The 13,492-nt window shown below is 71.5% G+C and carries 11 protein-coding genes; 4 read left to right on the forward strand and 7 right to left on the reverse strand.

The genetic code is table 11. From position 1 onward, the window contains the following. Nucleotides 1-46: 46 nt before the first annotated feature. Nucleotides 47-1,825, reverse strand: a complete 1,779-nt coding sequence (locus ASF38_RS11755; RefSeq protein ID WP_056555465.1) for an NAD+ synthase — start codon at nucleotides 1,823-1,825, stop codon at nucleotides 47-49. A 37-nt stretch (nucleotides 1,826-1,862) separates the two neighbouring features. Here ASF38_RS11755 and ASF38_RS11760 point away from each other — a divergent pair, with 37 nt between their 5' ends. From ASF38_RS11760 to ASF38_RS11775, 4 genes are all read left to right on the forward strand, one after another. Then, nucleotides 1,863-2,273 carry a YchJ family protein gene (locus ASF38_RS11760; protein ID WP_055965558.1) on the forward strand — a complete coding sequence of 137 codons (411 nt, stop codon included), beginning with the start codon at nucleotides 1,863-1,865 and terminating at the stop codon, nucleotides 2,271-2,273. A 54-nt stretch (nucleotides 2,274-2,327) separates the two neighbouring features. Then, nucleotides 2,328-3,665, forward strand: a complete 1,338-nt coding sequence (locus ASF38_RS11765) for a glutamine synthetase family protein (protein ID WP_055965561.1) — start codon at nucleotides 2,328-2,330, stop codon at nucleotides 3,663-3,665. A gap of 642 nt (nucleotides 3,666-4,307) precedes the next feature. After that, complete coding sequence (locus tag ASF38_RS11770; RefSeq protein ID WP_056576226.1) at nucleotides 4,308-7,238, forward strand: bifunctional [glutamine synthetase] adenylyltransferase/[glutamine synthetase]-adenylyl-L-tyrosine phosphorylase; 2,931 nt, start codon at nucleotides 4,308-4,310, stop codon at nucleotides 7,236-7,238. Further along, entirely contained in the window at nucleotides 7,235-8,443 is a 1,209-nt protein-coding gene (locus ASF38_RS11775) for a DUF3152 domain-containing protein (RefSeq protein WP_056576229.1), read from the forward strand. Before ASF38_RS11770 ends, ASF38_RS11775 begins: the two co-directional genes overlap by 4 nt. A gap of 6 nt (nucleotides 8,444-8,449) precedes the next feature. Here the strand turns inward: ASF38_RS11775 and ASF38_RS11780 are convergent, their stop codons facing one another. The 6 genes from ASF38_RS11780 to ASF38_RS11805 all read right to left on the reverse strand — a co-directional run. Next, complete coding sequence (locus ASF38_RS11780) at nucleotides 8,450-8,728, reverse strand: WhiB family transcriptional regulator (protein ID WP_055965567.1); 279 nt, start codon at nucleotides 8,726-8,728, stop codon at nucleotides 8,450-8,452. A gap of 93 nt (nucleotides 8,729-8,821) precedes the next feature. Further along, entirely contained in the window at nucleotides 8,822-10,054 is a 1,233-nt protein-coding gene (locus ASF38_RS11785; protein WP_056576231.1) for a cyclopropane-fatty-acyl-phospholipid synthase family protein, read from the reverse strand. Beyond that, nucleotides 10,051-10,869: a DUF1365 domain-containing protein gene (locus ASF38_RS11790; protein WP_235497663.1), complete on the reverse strand. Its 819-nt coding sequence runs from the start codon at nucleotides 10,867-10,869 to the stop codon at nucleotides 10,051-10,053. Before ASF38_RS11790 ends, ASF38_RS11785 begins: the two co-directional genes overlap by 4 nt. Beyond that, complete coding sequence (locus tag ASF38_RS11795) at nucleotides 10,866-12,167, reverse strand: NAD(P)/FAD-dependent oxidoreductase (RefSeq protein ID WP_056576234.1); 1,302 nt, start codon at nucleotides 12,165-12,167, stop codon at nucleotides 10,866-10,868. Before ASF38_RS11795 ends, ASF38_RS11790 begins: the two co-directional genes overlap by 4 nt. Before the next feature lie 15 nt (nucleotides 12,168-12,182). Then, complete coding sequence (locus ASF38_RS11800; protein ID WP_056555481.1) at nucleotides 12,183-12,416, reverse strand: hypothetical protein; 234 nt, start codon at nucleotides 12,414-12,416, stop codon at nucleotides 12,183-12,185. 119 nt (nucleotides 12,417-12,535) lie between these two features. After that, nucleotides 12,536-13,492 (reverse strand): acyl-CoA desaturase (locus ASF38_RS11805; protein WP_235497665.1); only part of this gene is annotated, 957 nt, incomplete at its 5' end.

Below are 13,492 nucleotides of genomic sequence, written 5' to 3' on the forward strand. Positions count from 1 at the left end.
CCATCCTGCCGCATCGACGCCGGATGTCGCGTCGATGTGCGGGAGGTCACGAGTCGAGCGACTCGCGCCACGCGTTGGTCATGGGCACGCGGCGGTCGCGGCCGAAGTTGCGGCGGCTGACCTTGGGTCCGGGCGGGTACTGGCGACGCTTGTACTCGGCCTTGTCCACGAGGGTGACCACCCGCTCCACGAGCGCGGCGTCGAAGCCCTCGGCGATCACGGCCGCCGAGCCGAGGTCGCGCTCCACGTAGGCGTCGAGCACGGCGTCGAGCAGCTCGTAGGGCGGCAGCGAGTCCGAGTCCAGCTGACCGGGACGCAGCTCGGCCGACGGCGGCTTGCTGATGGTGCTCTCGGGGATCGGAGGCTGCTCACCACGCTCCTCGGCCCACGCGTTGCGCCACCGGGCGACCTCCCACACCAAGGTCTTGGGGAGGTCCTTGATGGGGGCGTACGCGCCCACCGCGTCGCCGTAGATCGTGGAGTAGCCGGTGGCCAGCTCGGACTTGTTGCCGCACGCGAGGACGAGGTGCCCGTGCTGGTTCGACAGGCCCATCCAGACGACGGCGCGGATCCTCGCCTGCAGGTTCTCCTCGGCGATGCCGTCGAGCCGGGTCGTCGTCCGGCCCAACGTCGACTGGAACGCGTCGAAGATGGGCCCGATCGGCACGGTGTCGAGCTGCAGGCCGGTGCGGCGCGCGAGCTCGGCGGCGTCGGTGCGGCTGTGCTCGGAGGACCAGTCACTCGGGTTCGAGACGCCGAAGACGTTCTCGGCGCCCAGGGCGTCGACCGCGATCGCACCGACGAGGGTGGAGTCGATGCCGCCGGACAGGCCGAGCAGCACCGACGAGGCGCCGTTCTTGCGCACGTAGTCGCGCAGGCCCAGCACGATCGCCCAGTACCGCTCGCCGAGGTCGTCCCACCTCTCGGCGACCACCGGCACCGCCGGCTCGTAGGCCGGCAGGGGATCGGAGGAGATCACGGTGCGCTCGACCCGCAGACCGTGGAAGCGCGTGCCGGGGTCCGGCATGGGCGCGGTGGCGGCGGGCAGGTCGAGGTCGACGACGAGCAGCTCCGGCTCGAACTGGGCGGCGCGTGCCACCAGCTCGCCCGCGGCGTCGACGACGAGCGAGTCGCCGTCGAAGACCAGCTCGTCCTGCCCGCCGACGAGGTTCACGTACGCGAGCGCGCAGCTGCCCTCGCGGGCCCGACGGGCGCACAGGTCGAGCCGCACGTCGTCCTTCGCCGCCTCGTACGGAGAGCCGTTGAGCACCACGAGGAGTCCCGCCTCGGCGGCGTCGGCGGCCGCGGAGGGTCCGTCCTGCCAGATGTCCTCGCAGATCGCGATCGCGACGTCGACCCCGTGCACCTGCACGACCTGGGTCTCGTCACCGGGCACGAAGTGACGGAACTCGTCGAAGACGCCGTAGTTGGGGAGGTGGTGCTTGTCGTAGCGCGTCACGACCCGACCACCGGTCAGCACCGACGCGGAGTTCGTGGGCGCGTTCTTGGGCACCCCCAGCCGGTCGGTGTCGACGTGGTCCTTCGCGGTGTCGAGGTGCCCGACGACGACGACGAGGTCGCCGAGGCCCTCCTCGACGAGGCGCGCGGCGAGGGCGGGCACGCGGTCGCGCGTGCCCTCGATGAACGACAGCCGGTAGGCCATGTCCTCGACCGGGTAGCCGTTGAGGACCATCTCGGGCATCACGAGCAGGTGGGCTCCGGCCCTGGACGCGTCGTGCGCGGCCGCGACGACGAGCTCGACGTTGCCGTCGAGGTCCCCGACGCGGGGGTTGACCTGGGCGAGGGCGAGACGCAGCTGGGGCACACGGCCAGCCTAGGGCTCGACCGACCATGATGGAGCCATGGCCAGGACCTGTCCGTGCGGCACCGGCGACGCCTACGCGACGTGCTGCGGGCCGTTCCTCGCCGGTGGTGCGGCACTGACGGCCGAGCGGCTGATGCGGTCGCGCTACACCGCCTACGTGCTCGGCGACGGCGGCTACCTGCTGCGCACGTGGCACCCCACGACCCGGCCGGCGCGCATCGACCACGACCCGGCCCTCGTGTGGACCGGGCTGGAGGTGCTTCGCACCGAGGCTGGTGGGCCCGACGACTCCTTCGGTGTCGTCGAGTTCCGCGCGGCGTGGGGCGGGACCGATCGTGAGGCCGGGCTCGGCGTGCTCCACGAGGTCAGCCGCTTCGTGCGCGGCGACGAGGGGTGGCAGTACGTCCGCGGACGGATGGTCGAGGGCACGTCGTCACCCGCCCCGTGAGGCGCGTCGGCCACGTAACATCGCCGTAACACGACCCGTGCGAGACTCAGCCCCATGGGTAAGCAGGAAGACTTCGTCCTCCGGGCGCTCGAGGAGCGCGACGTCCGCTTCGTGCGGCTCTGGTTCACCGACGTCCTCGGGTCGCTCAAGTCCGTCGCGATCGCTCCCGCCGAGCTCGAGGGTGCGTTCGCCGAGGGCATCGGCTTCGACGGGTCGGCCATCCAGGGCTTCGCCCGGGTGCACGAGGCCGACATGCTCCTCAAGCCCGATCCGTCGACGTTCCAGATCCTGCCGTGGCGGGGCGAGGCCCCCGCGACCGCGCGCATGTTCTGCGACATCGCGATGCCCGACGGCAGCGCTTCGTTCGCCGACCCGCGGCACGTGCTCAAGCGCACCTTGCACAAGGCGTCCGAGGCGGGCTTCACCTTCTACACGCACCCCGAGATCGAGTTCTACGTCTTCCGAGGCAAGCCCGACGTCGGCGGCAGGCCCGTGCCGGTCGACGACTCCGGGTACTTCGACCACACCGCCCAGGGCGGGGGACAGGACTTCCGTCGCGAGGTCATCACGATGCTCGAGAACATGGGCATCAGCGTCGAGTTCAGCCACCACGAGGGCGGACCAGGCCAGCAGGAGATCGACCTGCGCTACGCCGACGCCCTCTCCACGGCCGACAACGTCATGACCTTCCGCACCGTCGTGCGCGAGGTGGCCCTCAGCCAGGGCAAGTGGGCCTCCTTCATGCCCAAGCCCTTCACGGACCACCCGGGCTCGGCGATGCACACGCACCTCTCGCTGTTCGAGGGTGACGAGAACGCCTTCTACGAGGCCGGGGCCGAGTACCAGCTCAGTGCCACGGGCCGCTCCTTCATCGCCGGGGTCCTGGAGCACACCCCCGAGATCACCGCCGTCACGAACCAGTGGGTCAACTCCTACAAGCGTCTGGCCAGCGGCTACGAGGCGCCCAACTACCTGAGCTGGGGCCACAACAACCGCTCCGCCCTCGTGCGGGTGCCGATGTACAAGCCGCACAAGAGCGGGTCCGCCCGTGTCGAGCACCGCGGCATCGACGCCGGCTGCAACCCCTACCTGACCTACGCCCTGGTGCTCGCCGCCGGGCTCAAGGGCATCGAGAACGGCTCGAGCCTGCCGCCCGAGACCGAGGACAACGTGTGGTCGCTGACCGACCGTGAGCGCAAGGCGATGGGCCTCACGCCCATGCCGCGCAACCTGGACGAGGCGATCCGCGAGATGGAGAACAGCGAGCTCGCGGCCGAGACCCTGGGCGAGCACGTCTTCGACTTCTTCCTGCGCAACAAGCGCCAGGAGTGGGAGGCCTACCGGTCCCAGGTCACCCAGTTCGAGATCGACCGGCTGCTGCCCGTGCTCTGAGGTCGGCGCGTCGGGCCGGCTGGAGACGCGACCGCTTGCGGGGGCTTCGGCTCGCTGCTGCGCCGCGTGCGGGGGCTTCGGCTCGCTGCTGCGCTGCTTCGGCTCGCGCCGGGGTCGGCTTCCAAGAGGCCTCGACCGGGCGGCTGGCGCAGGACGCGGTCCGGGTTCTCGGGCTGTGGCGGGTGCTGGGGGTTGGGGGTTGGACGCACGATTCTCCTTCTGCGCGTCGGGGGTGGTCAGGGCTTCTCCCTTCTCGTGGACCGTTCCACGCGAAGGGACAACCACTGACGACCGCAGGCGCCGAGCGGTGTGGATTCCACCGCCTGGGCGCTCGTGCGGTGGAGGATCCACCGCGGGCACGCGCGAAAGGAGAATCCTGCGCCGATCACGCGCAAAGGAAGAATCGTGGGTCCACCCCCGGCACCAAATGAGTCCCGCGCCCCCGGACCGGCGCCCGCCCACGTCCCCGGTCGAGGCCTTGCGGAGGCCGCCTCCAGCGAAGGCCGAGGCAGCGCACCGGTGAGTCGTGACGACCGCAGGCAGCGCAGCAACAGGGCCACGTCGACCGCAAGCGGCAGCAGGTCCACGACCACCGCTAGGCAGCGCAGCCGCGGGTCGCACCACGTGCCGTAGCCTGCAGCCGTGTCCACCGAGTCCCCGGAGCTGGCCCTTGCCCGACGCGGCTTCCTCGACGGCGCTGCGGCGGCTGCGCACCTGGCCCGCCTCGAGGGCATCGACGACGCCCTGGTCGAGCAGGTGGCGGCCGTGGCCAGTCCCGACACGGCGCTCTCCTCCCTCGTCGCGATCGCCGAGGCGTGGGGCACCGACCGTCTGCTGACGACCCTGCGGGCCGACGACGAGCTGCGCCAGCGCCTGCTCATCGTGCTGGGCACGAGCGAGGCGCTCGGCGACTTCCTGGCCCGCCACCCCGAGCACGTCGAGGACCTGGGCGCCGACCGCCTGTCGCCCGTGCCCCTCGACCTCGCGACGATGCGTGAGCAGCTGGGCGAGGTGGCCGACGCCGACGAGCTGCGAGTCGCGTACCGACGCAAGCTGCTGCACGTCGCCGCCCGCGACCTGACCGCGCTCACCGGCTTCGAGGAGTCCGCCGGGGAGCTGGCGGACCTCGCGGTGGCCACGCTGGGTGCGGCGCTGGACCTGGCGCGCCGGCAGGAGCCCGACTCCGACAGCGTGCGGCTCGCCGTGATCGCCATGGGCAAGACCGGCGGTCGCGAGCTCAACTACGTGAGCGACGTCGACGTGATCTTCGTGCACGAGCCCGCGGAGGGTGCGGACGAGCAGACCGCCTCACGCGTGGCCGCACGGCTCGCGTCGACGATGATGCGCCTCTGCTCGGACCACACGCGCGAGGGCACCCTCTGGGAGGTCGACGCCAACCTCCGGCCCGAGGGCAACCAGGGCCCGCTGAGCAGGACCCTGCGCAGCCACGTGGCCTACTACGACCGCTGGGCCTCCACGTGGGAGTTCCAGGCCCTGCTCAAGGCGCGGTTCGCGGCCGGCGACGTCGAGGTCGGACAGGCCTACCTGGACGCGCTGTCGCCGAAGGTGTGGGAGGCGAGCACGCGCGAGAACTTCGTGCGCGAGGTCCGTGCCATGCGCACCCGCGTGATCGAGAACATCCCGTCCCAGCAGCGCGAGCGCCAGCTCAAGCTGGGCGCGGGCGGCCTGCGCGACGTCGAGTTCGCGGTCCAGCTGCTCCAGCTCGTGCACGGGCGGGGCGACGAGTCGCTGCGCAGCCCCACCACGCTGGAGGCGCTGCGCGAGCTGACCGAGGGCGGCTACGTGGGCCGGCGCGACGGTGCCGCCATGGAGGACGCCTACGAGTTCCTGCGCACCCTGGAGCACCGCATCCAGCTCTACCGGCTGCGCCGCAACCACGTCGTGCCCGACGACCTCGAGGACCTGCGCCGCCTCGGCCGGTCCATGGGCTACCGCCAGAACCCGGCCGAGGGCCTGGAGAAGGACTGGAACGCCCACAAGCGCCTCGTGCGGCGCCTGCACGAGAAGCTCTTCTACCAACCGCTGCTGGAGGCGGTCACGTCGTTGCCGGACGAAGGGCTGCGGCTCACGCCGGAGGCCGCCCAGGCACGGCTCATGGCTCTGGGCTTCGTGGACCCCAAGGGCGCGCTCGGCCACATCCAGGCGCTCACGTCGGGGGTCTCGCGGCGGGCCGCCATCCAGCGGTCGCTGCTCCCGGCGATGCTGCAGTGGTTCGCCGAGTCGCCGTCCCCCGACGCCGGCCTGCTCACGTTCCGGCGGATCAGCGAGTCGCTCGGCGAGTCCCACTGGTACCTGCGCAAGCTGCGCGACGAGGGTGAGGGCGCCGAGCAGCTCGCCGCGGTCGTCGGCTCCAGCCGCTACGTGTCCGACCTCATCCAGCGAGCTCCGGACTCGGTCGCCCTGCTCGGCGACGACGACGAGCTCGTGCCGCGCGACGGCGAGCGTCTGCGCGGCGAGATGCAGCTGGCCGCCCGTCGGCACACGACGCCGGAGCAGGCCATCAAGGCCGTGCGGCGGGTCCGTCGTCGCGAGCTCTCCCGCGTCGGGATCGCCGACGTGCTCGGCCGGCTCGACGTCGACGAGGTCGGCGTGGCGCTCTCCGACATCGCCGAGGCCACCCTCGCGGCCGCGCTCGCGGCCTGCGTCGACGCCGTGACCCGGCAGCGCGAGGAGGCCGGCAAGGACCCGTTCCCCACGCGCATGGCCATCGTGCTGATGGGCCGGCTCGGGGGGCGGGAGTCCGGCTACGGCTCGGACGCCGACGTCATGTTCGTGCACGAGCCCCGACCCGGTGCCGACGACGGCGAGGCGGCGGCTGCGGCGACCGCGGTCGCGACCACGCTGCGCAAGGTCCTCTCGACCCCGGGGGACGACCCGCCGCTGGAGGTCGACGCCGACCTCAGGCCCGACGGTCGCAACGGACCGCTGGTGCGCTCGTTCGCCGCCTACGTCTCCTACTACGAGAAGTACTCGGCCGTGTGGGAGGCGCAGGCGTTGCTGCGTGCGCGGGCGAGCATCGGCGACCCGGAGCTCTGCGAGCGGTTCACCGAGCTCGTCAACCCGCTGCGGTGGCCGGAGCAGGGCATGTCCGAGGCCGAGGTCCGCGAGATCCGCCGGATCAAGGCGCGGGTCGAGTCGGAGCGGCTGCCCCGGGGCGCGAACCCCAAGACCCACCTGAAGCTCGGACGCGGCGGCATCGCCGACGTCGAGTGGACGGTGCAGCTGCTGCAGCTGCAGCACGCCCACGCCGTCCCGGGCCTGCGCACGACGTCGACGCTCGGCGCCCTGTCGGCGGCCGCCGAGGCGGACCTGGTGACGGCCGAGGACGCCGAGGTGCTGAGCCGCGCCTGGCAGCTGGTGAGCCGGCTGCGCAACGCCGTCGTCCTCATGCGTGCCAAGCCCGCCGAGTCCATGGTGGAGCAGTCCGACGAAAGGGCAGGCGTGGCGCACCTGCTGGGATACGGTCAGCAGCACAGCGAACGCATGATCGACGACTACCTGCGTGCCACCCGGCACGCACGGCAGGTCGTCGAACGGATCTTCTGGGAGTGACCACGGTGCTGGGGACGGACGGGGGGCCGGGAACCGACGCGGTCACGACCCATGATCGGGCGACGTCGCGCCGAGGTGCGGTCCGCTCCGTGGTGGCCACGCTGCTGCTCGCCCTCGTGGCCACGGTCCTCGGCGCCACGTCGGGGCCTGCGCTGGCCGACGAGGTCCCGGAGCAGCCGGCGGCGACCGCGGTGGTGCCGGTCGAGCCGCCCGTGGTGACGGGCACGTCGCGCTACGGCTCGACCCTCACCGCCTCACCGGGCACGTGGAGCCCCACCGACGCCTCCGTCGCGTACCAGTGGCTGCGCGACGGTGCCCCGATCGGCGGGGCGACCGCCGCCACCTACCGCCTGGGTGCTGCCGACCACGCCCGCGCGGTCTCGGTGCGGGTCACCGCCTCGAGCCCGGAGCTCGACGACGCCGTCACGACCACGGCACCGACCACGGTCGGTCCGGCCCTGCTGGTCTCGCGCGCCCGGCCCGTCGTCTCGGGCACCCGCCGCTACGGCAAGACCCTGACCGCCTCGGCGGGACGGTGGAGCACCGGGGGAGTCACGCTGCGCTACCGCTGGTACCGCGACCGCAAGCCGGTCGCCGGTGCCACCCGGCGCACGTACACGATCAAGCCCGGCGACGTCGGCCACCGGCTGGCGGTGCGGGTGACCGCCTCCAAGCGCTACCACCAGACGCGCTGGGCGGCCTCGCTCTCGACGGGCCTGGTCAAGCACCGGCGCGACGTGCGACGCACGATCACCTACTCGGTGCGGCGCAACGGCTCGAAGGCGAGCCTGTCCACGTTCCGCACCCAGGCCGCTCAGACGTTGGCCGACGCACGCGGCTGGCGCGGTGGAGGCATCCGGTTCAAGGAGGTCTCGAAGGGCGGGTCGTTCACCCTCGTCCTCGCGAAGGCCTCCCGCGTGCCGTCGTACTCCTCGGGCTGCAGCTCCACGTACAGCTGCCGGGTCGGGCGCAACGTCATCATCAACGAGACGCGCTGGAACAAGGGCACGTCGGTGTGGTCGAAGGCCCGGCGCTCGATCCGCGACTACCGGCACATGGTGGTGAACCACGAGGTCGGACACTTCCTCGGCAAGGGTCACGCGCGCTGCCCGGGCAAGGGCAAGGCGGCCCCGGTCATGCAGCAGCAGTCGAAGGGCCTGCAGGGATGCAAGGCCAACCCCTGGCCGAAGACGGGCGAGCTCTGACCCGGCTCAGCCTGCCGCGCGCAGCAGGTGCTCGCGCTCGGTCTGGTTGAGCCCGCCCCACACGCCGAACGGCTCGCGCACCGAGAGCGCGTGGTCGAGGCACTGCTGGACCACGGGACACGTCGCGCACAGCGCCTTCGCCGCGGCCTCGCGCCGACGTCGGCGCGGCCCGCGCTCCGTCTCCGGCGGGAAGAACGTCTCCGTGTCCACGCCACGGCACGCTCCCGCGTGCTGCCACTCGTACGATTCCTGGATCGGATCCGGAAGTCGGCTGGTGCTCGCCACGATGCCCTCCTGACGCTACGCGGGATGTTTCCCTCATCAGGAGTTCGCCGCCGCCGACCCGGAGGATGGGTGGGTCGAGTGTGACGAAGAAGGTCAGGCGGTGCGCTCCATGCGCAGCTGGAAGACGTCGAGGTACCCGGCGGCGAAGCCCGCCTCGCAGTACGCGAGGTAGAAGTCCCACAGACGCCGGAAGGTCTCGTCGAAGCCGAACGTCGCGATGTCGGCCCAGTTGCGGTCGAAGTCGTCGCGCCAGCGGCGCAGCGTGCGGGCGTAGTCCTGGCCGAGGGATCGGCGCTCGGTGACCTCGAGCCCGCGGGTGTGGTTCGCGAGCGAGAGGTCGATCGCCTCGGGGGAGGGGATGAGACCGCCGGGGAAGATGTACTTCTGGATCCACCCGTAGGAGTTGCGCGTCGTGAGGTAGCGGTGGTGCGCCATCGTGATGGCCTGGATCGAGACCTTGCCGCCGGGGGCGAGCACCTCGTCGATCTTGGCGAAGTACGTGGGCCAGTACTCCTCGCCCACGGCCTCGATCATCTCGCAGCTGACCACGGCGTCGAACTCGCCCGTGACGTCGCGGTAGTCCTGCAGGCGCAGGTCGATGCGGTCGGACACCCCTGCCGCCTCGAAGTGCTCGCGGGCCAGGGCGGCCTGCTCGCTGGAGATCGTGATCGTCGTGACCTGTGCGCCGCGCTGCGCAGCGCGGATGGCCAGCGAGCCCCAGCCGCTGCCGATCTCGAGCACCCGCGTGCCGTCGCCGACGCCGGCCTGGTCGAGGATGCCGTCGAGCTTGCGCTGCTGAGCGCGCTCGAGCGACTCGTCGGGGCTCTCGAACCACGCGGCCGAGTACGTCATCGACGGGTCGAGGAAGCGCTGGAACAGGTCGTTGGAGAGGTCGTAGTGGCGCTCGATGTTGGAGCGAGAGCCTTCCTTGGTGTTCCGCTCGTGCTGGGGCAGCTGGCGATCGACGAGCGCGCGCAGCTTCTGCAGTGCCGGCGGCACGATCGTGGTGAGGCGCTCGGCGAACGGCGTGAGCAGGTCGGCCAGGTCGGTGTCGGGGCCCTCGGTCCAGTCGCCGGCCATGTAGGCCTCGCCGAAGCCGATCTTGGTGTCGTGGCCGAGCCGGCTGAAGAAGGCCGCGGGTCGGCGGATCTGCATCTCGGGTGCGGCTGCGCCGCCGGCGCCCCAGGCGGTGCCGTCGGGGAACGTCAGACGGACGGGGAGCGTGTTGATGGCGGGCCGCACCACAGCCTTGGCCACACGTGCCTTGAAGGGGGTGCGCGGTGTCTGCGCGACGCCGGGCCAGCGGGTGGCAAGGGTGTCGGTCATCGGGTCGTGCCTTTCTGGGGTTCGTGAGCCGGTCGCGGGACGACCGGGAGTCGGCGCAGCCAGAGCCACACACCATGGATTCGGATCAGCAGGCTCACCCGATGGGTCATGAACGGCATGGAGACGAGCAGGCGCGCGAGCCGGCCCGCGGTGACGGGTCGGGGCTCGCCGCGGAACGTGGCGCTGAAGACGGCCTCGCCGGGCGTCGTGGCGGGTGAGCCGTCGTCGGAGGGCGACTGGCGCAGGATGACGGTGCTGGCCACGGCCTCGGCCTGCAGGCGGAACTGCAGGTCGTAGCGGCCGGCGACCGTGAAGAAGGGGGAGACGTAGAACGCCTTGTCGGTGCTCGTGCGGCCTTGCGGGTCGGGCCTCAGGAAGTAGGCGTGCCGCTCGCCGTAGGTGTTGTGCACCTCGGCCACGATGGCCTCCGTGCGGTCGCCGTCGAGCACCCAGAAGACCGTCAGCGGGTCGAAGACGTGCCCGAGCGTGCGTGCGTTGGCCAGCATGAGGATGCGTCGGCCGGTCGCGTCGAGGCCCTGCTCGCGGCAGAACGTCTCGACGTTCTCGCGCAGCGTGCGGTCGGGGTCGCCGATGTGGTCGGCCGCCCGGAAGGTGGAGAAGGGTCGCAGCCAGCGAGGCAGACGCGGCAGGTCGTCGACGTCGACCAGCCACTGGTACATGCGGTACCTGAACCGGTGTCGGACGGGCACGCGCCGGGTGTGCGAGACCGCGCCCACGACGAGTGCGGGGACGGCGGGCAGGCCCGCCGAGCCGGCACCGGTGCTCGAGGAGGTGTCTTCGAGGGGGGTGGTCACCAGCTCGCCCCGAGCGATCGCGCCGCCTCGACGCCGGAGCGGCAGCCGTCCTCGTGGAAGCCCCAGCCGTGGTACGCGCCGGCGAAGGCCGTGCGCCCGCCGGACAGCGACGGGAGGTCCTGCTGCGCCGCGACCGACGTCGGCGTGTACACGGGGTGGGTGTACTGCATGGTGGCCAGCACCGACGTGGGGTCGATGCGGCTCGTGGAGTTGAGGCTCACGAGGTACGGCTTGCTGCTCTCGATGCCCTGCAGCCGGTTCATCCAGTACGTGACCGCCGTGCTGTCGCCGCGTCCGCTGCACGTGTCCATCCGGTAGTTCCACGCGGCGCGGGCGTCGGCTGCGCGCGGGAGGACGCTCGGGTCCTGGTGCAGGACGGTCTCGTTGTTGGAGTACGTGAACGCCCCGAGCACGCGACGCTCCTCGTCGGTGGGGTCGGTCAGCAGGGCCAGTGCGTCGTCGGCGTGCGTGGCGATGACGACGGAGTCGACCTGGTGCTCGGCGCCGGACGCGTCGAGCACGACGACGCCGTCGGGCTTGCGCGAGATCGCACGCACGGGGGTGGAGGCGCGGACGTCGCCGATGGCGGCCGTCACGCGCTGCACGTAGGAGCCCGACCCGCCCTGGACCGTGAACCACTGCGGCGAGCCGGAGATGGACAGGAAGCCGTGGTGGCGCAGGAAGGCGAAGAGGTAGCGCGCCGGGTACTGCAGCGCCGTCTCCTGGCCGGACGACCAGACGCACGACACGACCGGGATGGCGTAGTGGGCCACGAAGTGCTGCGAGAACCCGTGCGCGGTCAGGAAGTCGCCGTACGTCTGGGGCTCTGATGCGTCGGGCTCGGAGTCCAGCAGGGCCAGTGCCGCGCGCTGGAACCGCTTCACGCCGGCCAGCATCGCGAGGTAGGTGGGGTCGAACGCGCGCCGACGCTGGGCGAACAGCCCGGGCAGCTTGCGGCCACCCGCGTACTCCAGGCCACAGCCCTCGCACCGGATGCTCATGGACATCTCGGTGGGGTGCACGTCGACGTCGAGCTCGGCGAACAGGCGACGCAGCAACGGGTAGGTGCGGTCGTTGTGCACGATGAAGCCGCTGTCGACGTGGTGCGTGGTGCCGTCGGCCTCGAGCGCGTGGGTGTGGGCGTGGCCACCGAAGCGGTCGTCGGCCTCGAAGAGCGTCACGTCGTGGGTGCTGCGCAGCACGTAGGCGGCGGTGAGGCCGGAGACGCCGGAACCGACGACGGCGACGCGGGGGCGACGCTCGGAGGTGGGGGAGCCGGACGTCGGGGAGCTGGTCATGAAAGGGATTCGCCCTCAGTGGTCCTGCGGATGGGTGGGTGTGACGCGTCCGCCGTCGTCGGGGTCCTCCCCGGCGCGGCGGCTGGCCTCGGTGATCTCGAACAGCTCGGTGCCGAACGCCCCGACCTCTGTCGTGACGCGACGCGCGGTGTCGAACAGGATGGCGCTGATGCGCCCGCCCGTGGTGATCGCCGCCTCCACGCCCTGCTGCACGGCGTCCTTCGCGATCTCGCGCCGGCTCATCGCCATGGCCGTCTCCTCGAGGGTGGGTCGTCCGGTCGAGTCCATTGTGGCGTACCGCCGGGATGCCGCACGACGACGCCCCGGGCGGTGCCGGGGCGTCGTCTCGTGGCGGACCTGGGGCTCGCTCAGGCCGCCGCGTGCTCGGACTCGCGCTGCTGCGCGGCCTCGCGCTTGGCGCGACGCAGGGCCTTGGACTCCGGGCTCTTGCCCTGCTTGTAGGGGTCGTCGGGCTTGCGCGAGAAGCCGGCGAGCTGGCGAGCGACACTCGCGAGCTGCTTGCTGAACCGGCCGCTGTTGTACTGCAGGCCGTGCTTCTCGCAGATCGCGCGGATCTCGCGGGCGACCTCGGGGTAGCGGCGCGCCGGGATGTCGGGGAACAGGTGGTGCTCGATCTGGTGGCTCAGGTTGCCGCTCATCACGTGGAAGGCGCGGCTGCCGCTGATGTTGGCCGAGCCCAGCAGCTGGCGCAGGTACCACTGGCCGCGGGTCTCGTTCTGCGCGTCCTCCTCGGCGAAGGTCTGCACCTCGGCGGGGAAGTGGCCGCAGAAGATGATGAGGAAGGTCCAGATGTTGCGGATCAGGTTGGCCGCGAAGTTCGCGCCCAGGACGGCGAGCGGGGCCCACCAGCCGACGAACGGCACGAGCGCGATGGCCAGGACCGGGTAGGTCACGTAGTCCTTGAGCACCTGGCGGCGAGCCTTGCGCGCGGCGCGGCTCTTGCGGTCGCGGAACTCCTTCTTCGTCATCTTGCCGCCGAGGTACTCGTCGAGCTCGAGGCCGTGGTACATCACGCCCCACTCGAAGAAGAGCATCAGCGCGAAGGCGAGCGGCAGGTTGAAGCGGTGGTTCGGGTACCAGGGCTGGTCGTCGTCGATCCGCAGCAGGCCGTAGCCGATGTCGCGGTCCATGCCGTGGATGTTCGTGTACGTGTGGTGGATGTAGTTGTGGCCGTGCTTCCAGTCCTCGGCCGGTGCCACGTTGTCCCACTCGTAGCGCTTGCCGTCGACCAGCGGGTCGTTCATCCAGTCGTACTGGCCGTGCATGACGTTGTGGCCGATCTCCATGTTCTCGAGGATCTTGGA

This window comes from Aeromicrobium sp. Leaf272, assembly GCF_001422865.1.
In the GTDB taxonomy this organism is placed as follows: domain Bacteria; phylum Actinomycetota; class Actinomycetes; order Propionibacteriales; family Nocardioidaceae; genus Aeromicrobium.

What these genes read in the sequence shown, in the direction of transcription:
- ASF38_RS11760 (WP_055965558.1), top strand. Translation starts at nt 1,863, where the DNA reads ATGGCCAGGACCTGTCCGTGCGGCACCGGCGACGCCTACGCGACGTGC.
- ASF38_RS11765 (WP_055965561.1), top strand. Translation starts at nt 2,328, where the DNA reads ATGGGTAAGCAGGAAGACTTCGTCCTCCGGGCGCTCGAGGAGCGCGAC.
- ASF38_RS11785 (WP_056576231.1), bottom strand. Translation starts at nt 10,054, where the DNA reads ATGACCGACACCCTTGCCACCCGCTGGCCCGGCGTCGCGCAGACACCG.
- ASF38_RS11795 (WP_056576234.1), bottom strand. Translation starts at nt 12,167, where the DNA reads ATGACCAGCTCCCCGACGTCCGGCTCCCCCACCTCCGAGCGTCGCCCC.
- ASF38_RS11800 (WP_056555481.1), bottom strand. Translation starts at nt 12,416, where the DNA reads ATGGCGATGAGCCGGCGCGAGATCGCGAAGGACGCCGTGCAGCAGGGC.